We start from the raw sequence: 16856 nt of genomic DNA, 5'->3' as shown, positions 1-16856 counted from the left end.
TATGCGTAAATGAAATGGGATCTATGTAATAAAATGGAAAAAGGTGATACTTTGATTCAAATGAATTTAAAAAAACTTGAAGAGGTAGTAGATGGAGAAGGATTACAAGAATCTTTTCATCATATAGAAATACATGGTGTCTGCATAGATTCAAAAAACATTAAAGAAGGAAATTTATTTATTCCAATCATTAGGGTGAAAGATGGACATGATTATGTGAAAGAGGCAATGGATAATGGAGCTATTGCTTCCATGTGGAAAAAGTCTTACGGTACTCCGCCAAAAGGGATACCAATTATATTTGTAGATGACACTTTGTTTGCTTTGCAACAATTGGCACAATTTTATCGGAATGAGCTAGGTGTAAAAGTAATCGGTATTACAGGTAGTAACGGAAAGACGACAGTAAAAGATATAATAGGAGGCATTTTAAGTACAACTTATAGTGTGCATAAAACAAATGGGAATTTAAATAGTCAAATCGGTTTGCCGCTAACGATTTTAGAAATGAAACGAGATACAGAGTTTTTAATACTTGAAATGGGAATGAGTGAAAAAGGACAAATTCGAAACTTATCACAAATAGCACAGCCAGATGTATCGATAATTACAATGATTGGGCAGTCTCACTTAGAAACACTTGGATCACGAGAAGAGATTGCGAGGGCAAAATTAGAAATTATAGACGGATTAAAAGATGAAGGACTGTTTTTATATAATGGTGATGAGACATTACTTTCTCGAAATAATAATGTGCTAGGTCTAGAATGTAAGTCATTTGGTGAAAAGGATACAAATGATTTGTTTCCAACAAACGTGCAATTAGATGAATATGGTGTTCATTTTAAATTAAATGATTCCAAAATACAGTATGATGTCCCCTTACATGGAAAACATAATATTTTAAATACGATTGTTGGAATCGCTGTAGGTCAATTTTACAATGTATCTCCAGAAGAAATAAAGGAAGCACTGCGGCAAATAAATATTACTCATATGCGCTTTCAATTTTCAATTGCAAAAACAGGTTTTACGATTATTAATGATGCATGGAATGCTAGTCCATCTTCAATGAAGGCTGCAATTGATACGTTAGAGAAGTTAAATGTTTATCAGAAAAAAATCATAGTAATTGGGGATATGTTGGAGTTAGGGAAGGAAGCTGAAACGTATCATAGAGAAATTGGTAAAATGCTAAATCAAGAGAATATTTCACATGTGTTTACTTATGGAGAGCTGGCAAAAATAGTAGCGGAAGAAGCAATGAAGACATATGCTACAGGGCAAGTTCGGTCATATAATAATAAAGCTAAGTTAGCAGAGGAAGTATTGAAGATTATTACGAAAAAGGATGTCGTATTATTAAAAGGCTCACGTGGAATGGCTTTAGAAGAGATTGTACAAAAGTGGATGTAAAAAAAACAGTATATATTTAAAAAAGGCTTGTGTTTTATAAATTAAAGAGATAGAATACTCTGTAAATATAAAAAGTGATGATTAGGAAAAGTACATGATGCAAGGGTCTACAGAGAGCAATCGGTTGCTGGGAAGATTGCGATACCGCATGATGGAAAGACACCTGTGAGTGTTGCTTTGAACGTGATAATTAGTAAAAGCAAACGGTACCTACCGTTATCAGGGCTAAGATGGTCATTATGACAATTTGGGTGGTACCGCGGAAAAATCCGTCCCTATTTATAGGGGCGGATTTTTGTATTCTTTGAAAGGAGGTGAGTGACCGTGGATGATGACGACGACAACAACAATAACAATAACGTAAATAAAAATAAAATTAATGGAGGGAAATATAATGGATCAAGTAATGAAGCGTTCACTCACACGAGAATGTACGGAGCATGTAGGAAGGGTTGTATTACTACAAGGATGGGTAAAAAAAATTCGTCATCTAGGTAATGTTAGTTTTTTATTAGTAAGGGACCGAACGGGAGTTATTCAATGTGTATTAGAAAACGGGTTAGCTGGATACAAAGTTGATGTAGAAAGTGTCGTTGAAATAGTTGGTGAAATTGTAGAGACTTCGAAAACAGAATTAGGGGTTGAAGTACTTGCACATGAAGTGAAAGTACTAAATGGTGCAGAATCACTCCCATTTGAAATAAATAAAAAGAAGTTACAAGTTGGCTTAGATCAATTATTGAATGAGCGGGTATTATCGTTAAGACATGAGCGAATCGCGGCGATATTTAAAGTGAAATCTATACTCGCTCAGAGCTTTAGTGAATTTCTGATAGAAAACGATTTCACACGTATATTTACTCCGAAAATTGTTTCACAAGGGGCAGAAGGAGGCGCGAATGTTTTTAAGCTTCCATATTTCCAGAAGGAAGCTTATTTAGCACAATCACCACAGTTTTATAAACAAATGATGGTAGCTGGGGGACTAGAGCGTGTATTTGAAGTTGCGCCTGTTTACAGGGCGGAACATCATAATTCTTCACGACATTTAAATGAATATATATCGTTAGACGTAGAAATTGGATTTATTCATGATTTTCATGAAGTGATGCAATTAGAAACGGATGTTTTACGATATATGTTTCAACAAGTAGCAAAAAATTGCAAAAAAGAATTACAACTACTCCAAATAGAAGTACCTGTCATTACTGAAATTCCTAAAATCGCATTGTTAGAAGCACAAGATATTTTGAAAAATAAATACCGGAAAGAATCGCCGATTGGGGATTTAGATACAGAAGGTGAAAAGTTATTAGGGAAATATGTGAAGGAAACATATAAGAGTGAGTTAGTTTTCATTACACATTATCCGAAAGAAGCTAGGCCGATGTATACGATGCCGAATAAAGAGAATCCATCTATTACCGATTCATTCGACTTATTATATAAGGGATTAGAAATAACATCAGGGGCACAGCGTATTCATAATCATGAAATGTTACTCGCATCTTTTAAAGAAAAAGGATTACATCCAGAGAAATTTCAATCTTATTTAAATACATTCCGATATGGTTGTCCACCGCATGGCGGTTTTGGAATTGGATTAGAAAGGGCTGTATATAAACTTTTAGAATTAACAAACGTACGAGAGGCGAGCGCTTTTCCGAGAGATTGTACACGTCTTACACCATAAAAAAGAATCTTCGCGATTATCGCGAAGATTCTTTTTTACTGTTCTTTCATTTTTACATTTTGTTTAAAAAGTGAAAAATATTTTCTCTTTCTTTCTCTTTTGTCTTTTGATAAAACACTTAATAAAAGCGAGTTCTCCATATAATTTATATCTTTTTCTAATACATTTTGCATACCTGATAACATCATGTATACAGCTAAAATAACGATAGTGAAAAATAAAACGGGGCCGAATGCTATCCAAGGCAAAATATTTAAAAACTGATGATTGTGGCCAAGTAAAACAAGTGTACCAGCAATGTTAAATGAAATGGTTCGAAATAGTTACTAAAATTCAATTGTAAAGTTGGTGTAGGCGGCATTGCTAGTGATGTTGTTGGACTTGGAGGTGCACCGAAAAATAATTGTGGCAAGGAAAAAATCGCAATAATACCAAAGATGATGAAAAATGAGCGGATAATAAAAAACATCCATTCTTTAAAAGTGACATAACGTATTTTCTCCTTATATTTTTATTTGTAAATATTTTCTATGTGATTTTATAAAAATCTTTTTTCGACAAAAAATCTATATATACCTTGACAGTTACAAATATAACCGATATACTTCATATTAATTTCAAAAGAAAATATATTCTAAATATTAAAATGTGTTGAATAGGAGTAGTAAGGTCGTATATTTGTACAGAGAGCTATGGGTTGGTGTGACATAGTCAAATGACATCCTGAACTCGCCTAGGAGCAGTAAGGTGGAACGGAATCACATTCTTAGTAAATCTTAACGGTTAACCTTCGATATTAGGTTTGTAATCAAACGATTACTACTAAGGTGGATTCATAATGGAATCAATAAGGGTGGTACCGCGTTAAGTAAATGGCTTAGCGTCTCTTTATATAAAGAGATGCTGAGCCATTTTTTATTTTATAGAAAAAGAAATGGAGGGTTTATTCGGATAGGTATATAAAATTTATTTATTTATATAAAAAGATTTAATTAGGAGGAAAATAAGATGAAACAGACGGAGCAATGGACTTCGAAATTAGGATTTATAATGGCTGCAGCAGGATCAGCAATTGGACTTGGCGCAATATGGAAGTTTCCTTATATCGCTGGGAAGAGCGGGGGAGGAGCATTCTTTTTAATCTTTATATTATTTACTGTGTTAATTGGACTACCACTACTAATAGCTGAATTTATGATTGGACGCAGTACACAAAAACAAGCAGTTGGAGCATTTAAAAGTATTGCACCAAATACAGGGTGGCACTGGATTGGACGCCTTGGCGTTGGAACGTGTTTTATATTACTTTCGTTTTATAGTGTTGTAGGTGGATGGGTACTAATTTATTTATTCAGAGGAGTAACTGGACAACTTATTACTCCGGGACAAAATTACGGTTCGTTATTTACTGAAACAATTGGAAATCCGGTTTGGGCTATTATTGGGCATTTCGCTTTTATGTTCATTACGATATGGGTTGTATCAAAAGGTGTACAAAATGGCATTGAAAAAGCAAGTAAATATATGTTGCCAGCATTGTTCGTTTTATTTGTCGCTCTTATTGTTCGCTCACTAACACTTGATAATGCAATGGAAGGTGTGAAGTTTTTCTTACAACCAGATTTTTCAAAGATTACTTCAGAAAGTATTTTGTTCGCAATGGGACAATCATTCTTTGCGATTAGCATAGGGATTTCGATTATGGTTACGTATAGTTCGTATTTAAATAAAAAAGAAAGTTTACCAAAATCAGCAGTTACGATTGTTGGATTGAATTTATTCGTATCTTTATTTGCAGGCCTTGCTATATTTCCAGCAGTATTTTCATTAGGAATGGAGCCGACAGAGGGGCCGGGCTTACTATTTATTGTATTGCCATCTGTATTTAGCCAAATTCCATTCGGAGGATTGTTCTTAACGGTATTTCTTGCGCTATTTACATTTGCGACATTAACCTCGGCATTTTCTCTACTAGAGACGGTTGTTTCAGCATTAGCAAATGGTGAACAAGAAAGAAGAACAAAACTATCATGGATCATTGGTTTCTGTATTTTCTTAGTGGGTATACCATCTGCGTTATCATTTGGAGTATGGAGTGATATTACGATTTTTGGGAAGAATATTTTTGATGCAGTAGACTTCTTATCTAGTAATATTTTAATGCCGCTCGGAGCGCTATTTATTAGTATTTTCGTATCATTCAAAATGGAAAAGAAAGTGTTAGAAGCAGAATTTTTTGTAGGTGGAAATTACGGAAAGAAAGTATTTACTTGTTGGGCATTTTTACTTCGATTTGTAGCGCCACTTGCAATAATCATCGTCTTTTTAAATGTAATAGGAATTATTTAACATTAAATGTTATAATATTCAGTAAAAAAAGAAGGTGATGATTATAAAAGCGAATTTGATAGAAGCAGGGAAGTATATGAATATTAGAGGGAAAAAGTTATACGTTGAAACGCATGGAAGCCCTAAAAATAAACCAGTCCTATACTTGCATGGTGGACCAGGAGAAAGCTGCTATGATTTTTCATTTCATCAAGCGGAACGTTTAAAAGATTCTTTATATGTAATTATGATAGATCAAAGAGGTGTTTGTCGCTCAGAAGAAATTAATGAGGACGAAGCTCTTGGATTAAATGATTTGATTGAAGATTGTGAGGAACTAAAAAAAGTATTACAAATTGAGAAATGGTCTGTAATTGGACATTCTTTCGGTGGATATTTAGCGTTATTATATGCGGCGACATACCCAAATTCAATAGAGAAAATAATATTTGAAGGTCCGACTTTCGATTTTGCATTAACAAGTAGGGCTTTATTACAAAAGACAGGGAGTTTATTAAAGAAGTACGGAAAAGAAGAAGCGGCAGAAGAGTGCCTAGCTTATTCATCTAGTAATGCTAGTTCAGAAGAATTGCTAGAAGCTTATATAAGATTAAGTAATGAATTAGAAGAAAAAAGAATGGAGATTTACAATTATAAGGAAGATGAGACAGACGATAGTTTATATAGTGACGAAGAGTGGGGAGTATTTTCGAATCGTTCCAAAATCCATTTCGATAGATTAAAATCAGAGGGAGCATGTCATACGTCATTATTATCTAAAATAAAAGATGTACAGAATCCAATGTTATTAATAGTAGGAAAATATGATGTAGTAACGTGTGAAAAGCAAATTGAAATATTCAATCGAGATTCTCTAAATGGAAAGCATATCATATTCGAAGAAAGTGGTCATACACCCCATTACGAGGTAGCAGATCGCTTCGCTGAAACAGTTATTCATTTTTTGAATTGAAAAAGGAAAGGGTGCTTCTAATAATGAGAAGCACCCTTTTTAAATTTCGGGATAAGTGATTGTAATGTTGGGCCATTTGCTTTGCCAATTCTTTTTCATAACTCTTTTTTTGTACATATGTATTCGTTCTTTCGTTTCAAGAAAATGAAGTGTAGGTTTCACTTGTAATGAGAGCACATCTTCAATTCCGCATGGAGACGTTAATATGACATTGTTTTGTTCGTCAAGCGTAACGCCTAAAGCAGTTGCTGTTTCAGGAAATTTAGAAATAGCATCAACAGAAGAAGAGTATGGCGGCATTCCATTCACTACATGCATGCGAGTTTGATTTTTTACTGACCAAGGGATAGAGGCATCCATCTTCGTCAGCTTCTGTTCTAATGATTGTTCATATACCTCATCTTTATGTAATGGATCAAAATAAATGACATCGACGTCGGGTGTAGCTGTTCGTACTTCGTAGTTATGTAAAGCATCCCAAATTTTAGAACGGACAAATCCAGCGCAAACCCACCAATCAGGTAGCTCTAGTGATTTTGCCATTTGTAATACATTCATCATCCATTCGTCGTTTTCTATTAAGTGAATTAAATCTTGCTCTGTTTTTATATTCATTGATAAATACACCTTCCTTGTAGATTAATGCATCAGCTCAATAATCCATAAAATCCAGTAAGCACCTGGTACAAATAAAAGTTGTGCTAATAAGGTGCCGAGAAGTCTAGAAATCATTAGCCAACCATACATTTTACTCATTGCATCGGCACCCTTTTCTGATTGTAAAGCTCGTTCTGTTAAAAGAGCAATGCGTGGATCGAGTAGCACTGTTAATAAAATGGTAGCAAAACCATTAACTAGACCAGAAGCTGTACTTGCATTTGTTGCGTAATCTGGGTTTAAAAAGGAAGCGTAAAGGGCTGAAAGTACCCCCGCTGTATAAATTGCAGTAGCAAACATGTTAATAAGCATAATACGCTTTGGGATACCACCGATCCTCATTCGATGAATCATTTCGAATTTAGGGAAGCGTACATATTTTTTTGTGTACTTTAATTTTTGAATGTTATTCGTCTTCATCATTCGAATGAATGAACCATCTGTTTCAAAGTTTTGAATGACGTATCCAAATAGCTTTGTCAAAGTTGGATAGAGTATAATCGCGAGCAAAGTACCGACAGAAGCAGATAATAGAACGAGCCGTATAATATGCTCTAAATTAATAGAAGAATCTAGTTTTGCTTCATCGACAATACCACCGATTAAAAAGGCTTGTAGTAAGTTAGATGTTCTTGAAATAAGCAGTACCATTCCTACGACGGATAAGGCAACGGCAATTTTTTTTAAACGTACACCAGCTAATCGAATACTATAAGAGCTAGTTTCAACCGCGTGGATAACAATTGTGAAAGCCATAATAAAAATTAATGTAATTGACATTTGATTCACCAGTTTCTATTAAATTAAGTATAACTTTTTCACTTTATCATATCTTTTGTGATTTTGTAACTGAAAGTATAAGGATTAGAAGAAGTAATTTTCTGAAAAGTTAAATCGTGATAGTATAGTAAAGGGCTAATTAGGAGAATGGCTTTAATGGGGTACATATAAAATCAGTGGGGGAATTAAATATGTATAAAACATTTCTATTTGACTTAGATGGAACATTAACGGATCCGAAAGAAGGGATTATAAATTCTGTTCTATACGCGTTAGAAAAAATCGGGATTGAAGAAGTAAATATAAGCGAGTTAGATTCATTTATCGGTCCACCAATACAACAGTCTTTTATAGATAGATATAATATGAACGAAATAGAAGTAGAACGAGCAGTATTTTATTTTCGCGAATATTTAAAGCGAAGTGGTTTATTAGAGAATACAGTATACGATGGAATTCCAACTCTATTGCAAGAATTAAAGGATGCTGGCAATCGTTTGTTTGTAGCAACATCAAAACCTACTGTATTTGCGAAACAAGTAATAGAGCACTTTCAGTTAACAACTTTTTTTGAAGAGATTGTAGGGAGTAATTTAGACGGGACAAAAATAAAAAAGGAAGAAATAATTGCTCATATTTTACAAACAAATGAAGAACTTAAAAAAGAAGAAATGGTGATGATTGGTGATAGAAAGCATGACGTAATCGGTGCGAACAGTAACGGAATTGCTTCAATAGGTGTATTGTATGGATATGGTAGTGAGATTGAATTGAGTGATGCTGGGGCGATTCATATAGTGAAAGATGTCGAAGAATTACAAAGATTTTGTATAGAGAATAGTACGATAAAACTATAGAAATAGAACCTAGAAATCCCTTTATAACATATGACGATGAAATCGTTTTTGTTTAAAGGGATTTTACATATGTAATCGAATACTATAATTAGACAATTTTAGCATGAAAAATTTGTAATAAAGTGAAACTTTGATCAGTGGAGGCTTTTTCCATCCTTCACAAATTATCAGCCCTCACCAATCGGGATTTTACGGGCAGTTGATATCCCGCCTAGCTTCCGCGCATTTGCTGAATTTTAAGGCGGGAGTCTTACTGCCCGCAAATAGCGGGATAAAAAGAGGAGGAATGTCATGAAATAAAAGGGTTTGAAATCCCAGTAAAAGTTCGTTATTAAAAGATTGAATTTTCAGTTTAAAAGGAGGGTTATAATTGGAGCTAGTTATTATTTTATTAGCACTTAGTTTACTCATGTTTGTAGCATATAAAGGATTTTCTGTAATATTATTCGCACCGATTTTTGCATTATTTGCGGTATTTTTGACAGAGCCTAGTTTTGTATTACCTTTCTTTTCAAATATTTTCATGGAGAAAATGGTAGGATTTATTAAATTATATTTCCCTGTGTTTTTACTTGGAGCAATATTTGGAAAAGTAGTAGAAATGTCAGGAATCGCTGATTCCATCGCAAAGACCATTGTAGAGTTAGTTGGAGAAAAACGTACAATTTTAGCGATTGTTCTAATGGGGGCTATTTTAACGTATAGCGGTGTTAGCGTATATGTAGTGGTGTTCGCTATATTTCCGTTTGCGGATAAGTTGTTTCGACAAGCGGATATTCCGAAGCGTCTAATCCCTGGAACGATTGTTCTTGGAGCAGTAACGTTTACAATGGATGCGCTACCTGGATCACCACAAATTCAAAACGTAATACCTACAACCTTTTTTAAAACGGACATTTATGCTGCGCCGATACTTGGTATTGTAGGGGCAATTTTTGTTCTTACATTAGGTTTACTATATTTAGAGAGTAGACGTAAGAAGGCAAAAGCCGCAGGAGAAGGGTATTTTGGTTTTAATGATGGAAATTCTGAAATGGCAGCATCTTTACAATTAGAACAAAAAGATATGCCGATACTAAGCGGTATTGAAATCACAAGAGTGCAACAGGTGATTGCGTTTGTACCACTTATTTTAGTAGGTGTAATGAATAAAGTTTTCACAATCATGATACCGAAGTGGTATCCGAATGGCTTTGATTTCTCAGCTATTGGTATGAAAGCATTTGGAAAAGTTGAATTAAGTGCAGTAGTTGGAATTTGGTCTGTAGAATTGGCACTTATTATAGGGATTCTATCAACACTTTTATTATATTGGAAACGGGTAGTAACTGGATTTCAAGCTGGTTTGAATACAAGTATTGGTGGAGCGCTACTTGCAACAATGAATACAGGAGCTGAGTTTGGGTTTGGTGGTGTTATTGCCGCACTTCCTGGCTTTGCGATAATGAGAGATGGCATTTCTGCAACGTTTACTAACCCATTAGTAAATGGGGCAGTAACGACGAATATTTTAGCTGGAATTACAGGTTCAGCATCAGGCGGAATGGGAATTGTGTTAAGTGCGATGGGGGATAAATTTATTGCTGCAGCAACGCAATATAACATTCCATTAGAAGTTATGCACCGAATTGTATCAATGGCGTCAGGTGGAATGGATACATTGCCGCATAATGGTGCAATTATTACAATATTGACGGTAACGGGATTAACACATAAGCAATCATATAAAGATATTTTTGCTATTACAGTTTTGAAAACGGTTGCTGTATTTGCAGTCATCACGTTCTATACTTTAACAGGAATCTATTAATAAGAGTTAATAGATGAAAAGAAAATATTAATTAGGATAAGAAGGGGTGGAGTACTTGCAAGAAGTTGCTGAATTTCGTATGCCGAAGTCTGTATTATATGGGAGAAATTCGCTTGAAAAACTAGGGGAGCAATCAAAGAAGTTAGGGAAAAGGGCTTTTATTGTGAGTGATACAATTATGGAGAAATTAGGGTATGTTAAAAGTTGTATTAAGCAATTAAATGCGAAAGGGATTACTGTTAGTACATACAATAAAGTGAACGCTGAGCCTACAAATATACACGTATTAGAAGCTTTATCTATTTGTAAAGAAGGAAAATGTGATTTTATTATCGGTATCGGCGGAGGAAGTTGTATTGATGTTGCGAAAGCAATTGCAGTGTTATATACAAATGGTGGGGAAATTGAAGATTATGTACAAAAGGATGTTGAAATAGAAAAAGAGCCGCTACCGCTTATCGCAATTCCAACAACTTCTGGTACTGGATCGGAAGTAACAAGTGTAGTGGTAATTACGAATAAAAAAACGGATGTAAAAATGATGATAAAGCATCCGAATTTCACCCCACAAGTAGCGATTATTGACCCGATTTTAACACGTTCGTTACCACCTCATATTACTGCAGCAACAGGGGTAGATGCATTATGTCATGCAATTGAAGCTTATTTTTCTAAAGTTTCACAACCTCTTACAGATGTTCTTGCTCTGTCGGCTATTGAAAGCATTATGAAATATTTACGTATCGCATATAAAGATGGAGATAATATGGAAGCAAGAGAAGCAATGATGATTGCTTCATTGCAAGCTGGGATCGCTTTTTCAAATGCATCTGTTACATTAGTGCATGGTATGTCTCGTCCAGTGGGAGCATTATTCCATGTACCACATGGAATATCGAATGCAATACTATTACCTACAGTTTTAGAATATACAAAAGCGAAAGCAGTAAGAAGATTAGCTGACATAGGACATAACTTAAACAAAGATTTGTATTCTCATTCTGATGAAGAAGTAGCCAACTACACGATTGCTGAAATTAAGAAACTTTGCTTTGATCTTCGTATTCCTAATTTAAGAGAATATGGAATTGGGGAAGTTGAATTTGAAAATGCTATTTCTAAAATGGCGAAAGATGCAATTGCAAGTGGTAGCCCAAGCAATAACCCGAGAGTTCCATCATATGAAGAAATAAAAGAATTGTATCGCAAGTGTTTTGATTATCAATATGAGCCTACTACAAGAGGCGTTTTCTGAATATTCTATAATTATTTCCGTGGAAATGAATAATATTTCTATACATTCAATCGCATATAAGGATGGGGATTTGATTTATTATAGTAATGAAACGTTATTTATTATATATAAATTACAGTATGAATTATCTGTTTGAAAATATTATTTTAAAGGAGAATATATGAAATTAATAGGTCTTATTGGCGGAATGAGCTGGGAGTCATCTACTGAGTATTACAAAATTATAAATGAAGAAGTAAAAATGAGGCTAGGTGGATTACATTCAGCGAAATGTCTACTTTACAGTGTTAACTTTGAAGAAATTGAGCGATATCAATCTGAAGGGGATTGGAATAAAGCGGGAGAAGTATTGGGAAATGCAGCTTCTTCTTTGGAGAAGGGTGGTGCTGATTTTATAATAGTTTGTACAAATACAATGCATAAAGTTATTAAGCATATAAAAAATAAAATCAGTATCCCGATATTACATATTGCCGATGCAACAGCGAAGGAAATAAAACAACATGGAATTCAATCAGTTGGTCTACTTGGGACAAAATACACGATGGAGCAGGATTTCTATAAATTACGTATAGAGGAAAATGATATAAAAGTAATCGTACCAACAGAAGAAGATAGAGAGACAGTCAATAAAATAATATATAACGAATTATGCTTAGGAAAAATAAACCAACAATCAAGAGAATATTTTAAAAGTGTAATGGAAGATTTAGTACAAAGAGGAGCAAAAGGCATAATATTAGGGTGTACGGAAATAGGACTATTAGTAAAACAGGAAGATTCATTAGTTCCTTTATTTGATACAGCGCGCATACACGCAATTGAAGCTGTGAATATGTCTTTGGAAAGTGAAGATAATTTTATTATGTAAACAATGATCGTGTGAGTGGAAAACATTCAGAAAATATTTTATAATGTAAGTGGTTACATTCAAGGGGGAATGCGGATGTTTTCAGTTCAACCAATCGCATTTGTACATAATGAAAGAAAGGAAATAAAAGATGATGAGTGGGGAGATGTAAAATCCTGTATTACTTTAACTGATATGTATACAGAGGAAAGTATACAAGGGATTAAAGACTTTTCCCATATTGAAGTTATTTTCTATTTTCATAAAGTAACAGATGAACAAATTCAATATTCTGCTAGACACCCTAGAAATAATAGTAATTACCCAAAAGTAGGGATTTTGGCACAGCGTGGAAAAAATCGTCCGAACCGAATAGGAGCGACAATTGTTAAAGTAATAAGAAGAGATGGAAAAACAATCGTTGTTGAAGGATTAGACGCAATTGATGGTACACCTATATTGGATATTAAGCCTGTTATGAAAGAATTTATACCGAGAGAAGAAATAAGGCAGCCTGAATGGGCAACGGATATTATGAAACAATATTGGAAGGGGAATAAAGTAAAATGAGAATATATGAGGCAACAATTGCAGATTTAGATGGACTAGCATCGGTTTTTAATAATTATCGCGTATTTTATCGACAAGATTCCGATATTGAAGGAGCAAAAGTATTTTTACGAAATCGAATTGAGAGAAAAGAATCCATTATTTTCGTGGCAGTTGAAGATGGAGAATATATCGGGTTCACGCAACTATATCCATCATTTTCTTCTATTTCAATGAAAGAGTTATGGATTTTAAATGATCTGTTTGTACAACAGGCGAAGCGCGGAGCTGGAACAGGTAAAAAATTATTAGAGGCCGCAAAAGAATTTGCATTAGAAAATGGTGCAAAAGGTTTAAAACTACAAACAGAAATTGATAATTTATCAGCACAGCGACTATATGCTGAAAATGGGTATTTAAGAGATAATCGTTATTTCCATTATGAATTAACTTTTTGAAATACACATAGTTAAATGAGACGTTTGCAAAGTGAAGACGTCTCATTTAATTTTTTATTGATGATTTAAAATCCAATTTGTAGCATCTTCAAAGTTTTCTGCAATGTAGTTTGGTTCAATATGTGCCCATTTATCTCGGAACGTATGTAAAGCATCATATCCAGCACCAGTTCGAACCAATATAGTCGTTGCATTTACTTTTGTCCCAGCAACAATATCCGTCCAGCGATCACCGATTACAGCGCATTTTGTTAAATCAAGCCCATGTTTTTCCGCTGCTTGTAGGAGCATACCTGTGCTCGGTTTGCGACATTCACATCCATCACCATGTTTATGAGGACAAAGGTAAATATCATCAAAACCAAACTCTTTTAATTCTTTCGCAAAATCATTCACGGTCGCTAGTCCATCTGCGATACCTGGTTGATTTGTAAAAGAGAAAAGCTTTATATTTTTTGCTTTTAATTTTTGTAGAGATTCTTTCGTAAAAGGAAATAATGTGAAAGAACCTGGATAATGTATTGTAGTATCACCACCAATTGTTCCGTCACGATCAATGAATATTGCTTCAATGTTTGTCATAGTTATAGTCCTTTCTTTGTACCAGTAGTTTAAAAATATTTTACAAATCGATACCCATTTACTTCATAGCCCAATTTTTCATAAAAGGGGTGTGCTTCTTTGCGGTTCATTCCACTAACAAGCCAAGTACCAATACAGTCATGCTCTTTTGCTAATTGTTCTGCATAATCCATTAACACTTGTCCAATACCTTTTCGACGTATTGTAGAATCAACACTAATAATTGAAATTTCTCCATAACGAGTTACATCTTCTAAATTTTCACGTATACGAAATCCTAGTAATCCAAAAATAGTATTATCTTCCTCATATACATATAAAAAATCAAAAGGGCTCATTTTTACGAATTGTAGACGATTCTTCATATCTTCATTAGAGATAGAGGATCCTTTTAATTCTTTTGTAAGAGAACAAAGTGAATCTATATCATCTATAGTCGCTTCACGAATTTGAACTGACATATGATCAACCCCATTTACTTTAAAATCTTCAAACATTAAATATTCTGTTAAAGTGTTTTTTTTCCTGCTACCGAAACAAATATTTTAGAAATGATATAATACTATATTAAGAGGGATATGTTATCATTTCCCTTGATTGTATTGTAAATGGAAAGAAGGGAAATGTATGCTAGAGGTGAATATCCGCTCAGCTGGATATGAAATTGGTGAAAAGACAGTTCGTGATATTGCATTTGCAATTGAAAAAGGCGAGTTAGTGGCTCTTATTGGTGCAAATGGCGCAGGAAAGAGTACGACAATTAAATCGATGCTCGGTTTGCTAGTCAATATGGATGCTGAAATTTCGTTTGGTGAAAAGAAAAATCCATATGCATATGTACCGGAGCACCCCACTTATTATGATTACTTAACTTTGTGGGAACATATTGAATTGCTAATGGCTGCCCGTGGAAATGAAGTGGGAAATTGGGAGGACAAAGCAAGGGAATTATTACATACGTTTCGAATGGAAAAACATATACACGAATACATATCAAAGTTTTCAAAAGGTATGAAACAAAAGTCGATGCTTATATTAGCATTTTTAACAGAGCCAGATTTTTATATTATTGATGAGCCTTTTATCGGTTTAGATCCAGTAGCTACGAAAGAATTTTTGAATTATTTATATAAAGAAAAAGAGCGAGGAGCTGGAATTTTACTTTGTACGCACGTACTAGATACAGCTGAAAGAATTTGTGAAAGATTTTTACTCATTTCGCAAGGTGCATTAGTAGCAGATGGGCATTTAGAGGCGATACAATCGTTAGCAGAAATGCCAGGAAGCACACTGTTAGATTGCTTCGATGCAGTTGTAAGGCGAGAGCAGCATGATTAAACAACAGTTTAATAAAAGGTTACGTCATGAATTGCAAAGAAAATGGAAGTCGATTCGTTCTGTTACAGATTGGACAGTCGCATTATATATTATTATTCCAGCACTTATATTTGCGGGGATTTACTATCGTTCACTATGGATGAAAGAATTATCGATGGAAGAGACCGTTTATTTTGGATTAGGCTTACTCGCGTTTTATTTTGTCACATTTTCAAGAGGAGTTCGCTCATTTTTTGAGCAAGCAGATAGCTTATTTTTAATTTCATATCCAAATCATATGCAAAAATTAATGAGGCTTGGCATGATGTATACGTTTATTCGGATTGCAATAACGAACGTAATTGTAATATTTATTATGTTACCTATATTGATGAAAAGTATGGGAGCGACAAGTATACAAATCGTACTATTTTGGATTTTCTTTACTGTTTTTCGATTTATGCTATCGTTGTTGATGAGATTCATAAATGTACGTGTGGGGAAACGATGGGTTTTATGGATAGTAAAAGATGTTGTATTTTCTATTAGCTTAATTTTTTTTGGAATCAGTATATTTTTTATTTATAAAAATCCGTTGTACTCAGTATTATTTATCGGTCTAGCAGCTTTACTTACTGTAGTCTTAGTAAAAGAAAAGATGAATTATAAAAATTACTTTTTTAAAGAAGTTGAGAAAGAAAAAGAAGAAAGTATGCGCTGGATGAGAGGGATTATGCAAGTTGGTGGACATGCGGCGAAACCGAGTAGTTCGAATAAAAAACCGTGGATGTTCCCTCACTCTAAAAAGATATTAGGAAAAAAAGCGGATTCACGTATTATTGAATCTTTTTTAAAAGAATTTTTGCGTACAAGTAGTGCTTTAATGTTTTATGTTCAAATTGTTTTAATAAGTACTGTAAGCATTATCGTAACTCCGAAGTGGATAACAGCTATTATTCTTGTATTTGCTTTAATTGCTATTTCTCGCTATGCACGTGATTATTGGAATGAATTTACGAAGAAAATGTTTCTACACTTATATTGTGACGAAGGAAAATTACTATTATTAAGATGGAAGGCGGATCGTTATTTGCTCTTTCCAGCCGTATTCATATACGGGACGGTCATCCTTTCTCAGTTTTATTTATTGCCAGCAGTAATTATTGGGGTAATTTTTATAGTATTCATTGGTTGGATTGTATTTTTACCATAGAAAAAGAGCCGGAAACGGCTCTTTTTCTAGTCTGTAACACACTGATAAATAAAATATACTAAAAGGAGTATGCTTGCAGCGGAGTACATGGCATCTAAAGTCATCTGATCGCCTCCTT

16 protein-coding genes and 2 other annotated features are annotated in these 16856 nt (G+C 34.1%); of the genes, 12 read left to right on the top strand and 4 right to left on the bottom strand.

All coding sequences use genetic code 11. The features are described 5' to 3' along the window. The first annotated feature begins 33 nt into the window (after positions 1-33). The 4 genes from ACP6L7_RS01380 (at position 34) to ACP6L7_RS01365 (ending at position 6410) form a co-directional block, all read left to right on the top strand. Complete coding sequence (locus ACP6L7_RS01380; RefSeq protein ID WP_141533508.1) at positions 34-1416, top strand: UDP-N-acetylmuramoyl-tripeptide--D-alanyl-D-alanine ligase; 1383 nt, start codon at positions 34-36, stop codon at positions 1414-1416. 68 nt (positions 1417-1484) lie between these two features. Then, positions 1485-1696 (top strand) — a binding site (T-box leader). 114 nt (positions 1697-1810) lie between these two features. Beyond that, entirely contained in the window at positions 1811-3109 is a 1299-nt protein-coding gene (gene aspS / locus ACP6L7_RS01375) for an aspartate--tRNA(Asn) ligase (protein WP_097831917.1), read from the top strand. 642 nt (positions 3110-3751) lie between these two features. Beyond that, positions 3752-4000 (top strand) — a binding site (T-box leader). Between the two features lie 117 nt (positions 4001-4117). Continuing rightward, positions 4118-5458: a sodium-dependent transporter gene (locus ACP6L7_RS01370; RefSeq protein ID WP_098361868.1), complete on the top strand. Its 1341-nt coding sequence runs from the start codon at positions 4118-4120 to the stop codon at positions 5456-5458. Positions 5459-5495: 37 nt separating this feature from the next. Continuing rightward, a complete protein-coding gene (locus ACP6L7_RS01365) occupies positions 5496-6410 on the top strand; it encodes an alpha/beta fold hydrolase (RefSeq protein WP_097831919.1) in 915 nt (304 codons plus the stop codon). Between the two features lie 39 nt (positions 6411-6449). On the opposite strand, the gene ACP6L7_RS01360 is transcribed toward ACP6L7_RS01365, so the two are convergent. Further along, complete coding sequence (locus tag ACP6L7_RS01360) at positions 6450-7025, bottom strand: nucleotidyltransferase family protein (protein WP_097831920.1); 576 nt, start codon at positions 7023-7025, stop codon at positions 6450-6452. Positions 7026-7049: 24 nt separating this feature from the next. After that, a complete protein-coding gene (locus ACP6L7_RS01355) occupies positions 7050-7847 on the bottom strand; it encodes a lipid II flippase family protein (RefSeq protein ID WP_097831921.1) in 798 nt (265 codons plus the stop codon). 191 nt (positions 7848-8038) lie between these two features. Between ACP6L7_RS01355 and ACP6L7_RS01350 the strand changes: the two genes are divergently transcribed. The 6 genes from ACP6L7_RS01350 to ACP6L7_RS01325 all read left to right on the top strand — a co-directional run bounded on the left by ACP6L7_RS01350 (position 8039) and on the right by ACP6L7_RS01325 (position 13626). Continuing rightward, positions 8039-8704 (top strand): HAD family hydrolase, encoded by a 666-nt coding sequence (locus tag ACP6L7_RS01350; protein ID WP_097831922.1) that lies wholly within the window; start codon positions 8039-8041, stop codon positions 8702-8704. A 370-nt stretch (positions 8705-9074) separates the two neighbouring features. Beyond that, positions 9075-10514: a GntP family permease gene (locus tag ACP6L7_RS01345; RefSeq protein ID WP_097831924.1), complete on the top strand. Its 1440-nt coding sequence runs from the start codon at positions 9075-9077 to the stop codon at positions 10512-10514. A gap of 55 nt (positions 10515-10569) precedes the next feature. Beyond that, positions 10570-11769: an iron-containing alcohol dehydrogenase gene (locus ACP6L7_RS01340; protein WP_097831925.1), complete on the top strand. Its 1200-nt coding sequence runs from the start codon at positions 10570-10572 to the stop codon at positions 11767-11769. Positions 11770-11929: 160 nt separating this feature from the next. Beyond that, positions 11930-12640: an aspartate/glutamate racemase family protein gene (locus ACP6L7_RS01335; protein ID WP_097831926.1), complete on the top strand. Its 711-nt coding sequence runs from the start codon at positions 11930-11932 to the stop codon at positions 12638-12640. Positions 12641-12715: 75 nt separating this feature from the next. Beyond that, positions 12716-13189, top strand: coding sequence for an SAM-dependent methyltransferase (locus ACP6L7_RS01330; RefSeq protein WP_097831927.1), 474 nt, complete (start codon positions 12716-12718; stop codon positions 13187-13189). Next, on the top strand, positions 13186-13626 hold the full coding sequence (locus ACP6L7_RS01325) for a GNAT family N-acetyltransferase (RefSeq protein WP_097831928.1): 441 nt from the start codon (positions 13186-13188) through the stop codon (positions 13624-13626). The genes ACP6L7_RS01330 and ACP6L7_RS01325 overlap by 4 nt, the downstream gene beginning before the upstream one ends. A gap of 54 nt (positions 13627-13680) precedes the next feature. Here ACP6L7_RS01325 and ACP6L7_RS01320 read toward each other — a convergent pair whose 3' ends face one another. Together ACP6L7_RS01320 and ACP6L7_RS01315 are read right to left on the bottom strand one after the other, a co-directional pair. Further along, positions 13681-14208 (bottom strand): HAD-IIIA family hydrolase, encoded by a 528-nt coding sequence (locus tag ACP6L7_RS01320; RefSeq protein ID WP_097831929.1) that lies wholly within the window; start codon positions 14206-14208, stop codon positions 13681-13683. Between the two features lie 29 nt (positions 14209-14237). Next, positions 14238-14669, bottom strand: coding sequence for a GNAT family N-acetyltransferase (locus ACP6L7_RS01315; protein ID WP_071745283.1), 432 nt, complete (start codon positions 14667-14669; stop codon positions 14238-14240). Between the two features lie 166 nt (positions 14670-14835). On the opposite strand from ACP6L7_RS01315, the gene ACP6L7_RS01310 reads away from it, so the two are divergent. Both ACP6L7_RS01310 and ACP6L7_RS01305 read left to right on the top strand, forming a co-directional pair. Next, entirely contained in the window at positions 14836-15546 is a 711-nt protein-coding gene (locus ACP6L7_RS01310) for an ABC transporter ATP-binding protein (RefSeq protein ID WP_097831930.1), read from the top strand. Beyond that, positions 15539-16738, top strand: coding sequence for an ABC transporter permease (locus tag ACP6L7_RS01305; RefSeq protein WP_097831931.1), 1200 nt, complete (start codon positions 15539-15541; stop codon positions 16736-16738). Before ACP6L7_RS01310 ends, ACP6L7_RS01305 begins: the two co-directional genes overlap by 8 nt. Positions 16739-16856 lie beyond the last annotated feature (118 nt).

Origin of the sequence: Bacillus silvicola (assembly GCF_050524305.1) — a bacterium.
Lineage (GTDB): Bacteria > Bacillota > Bacilli > Bacillales > Bacillaceae_G > Bacillus_A > Bacillus_A cereus_AT.
This window is presented reverse-complemented; position numbering and strand designations above follow the sequence as displayed.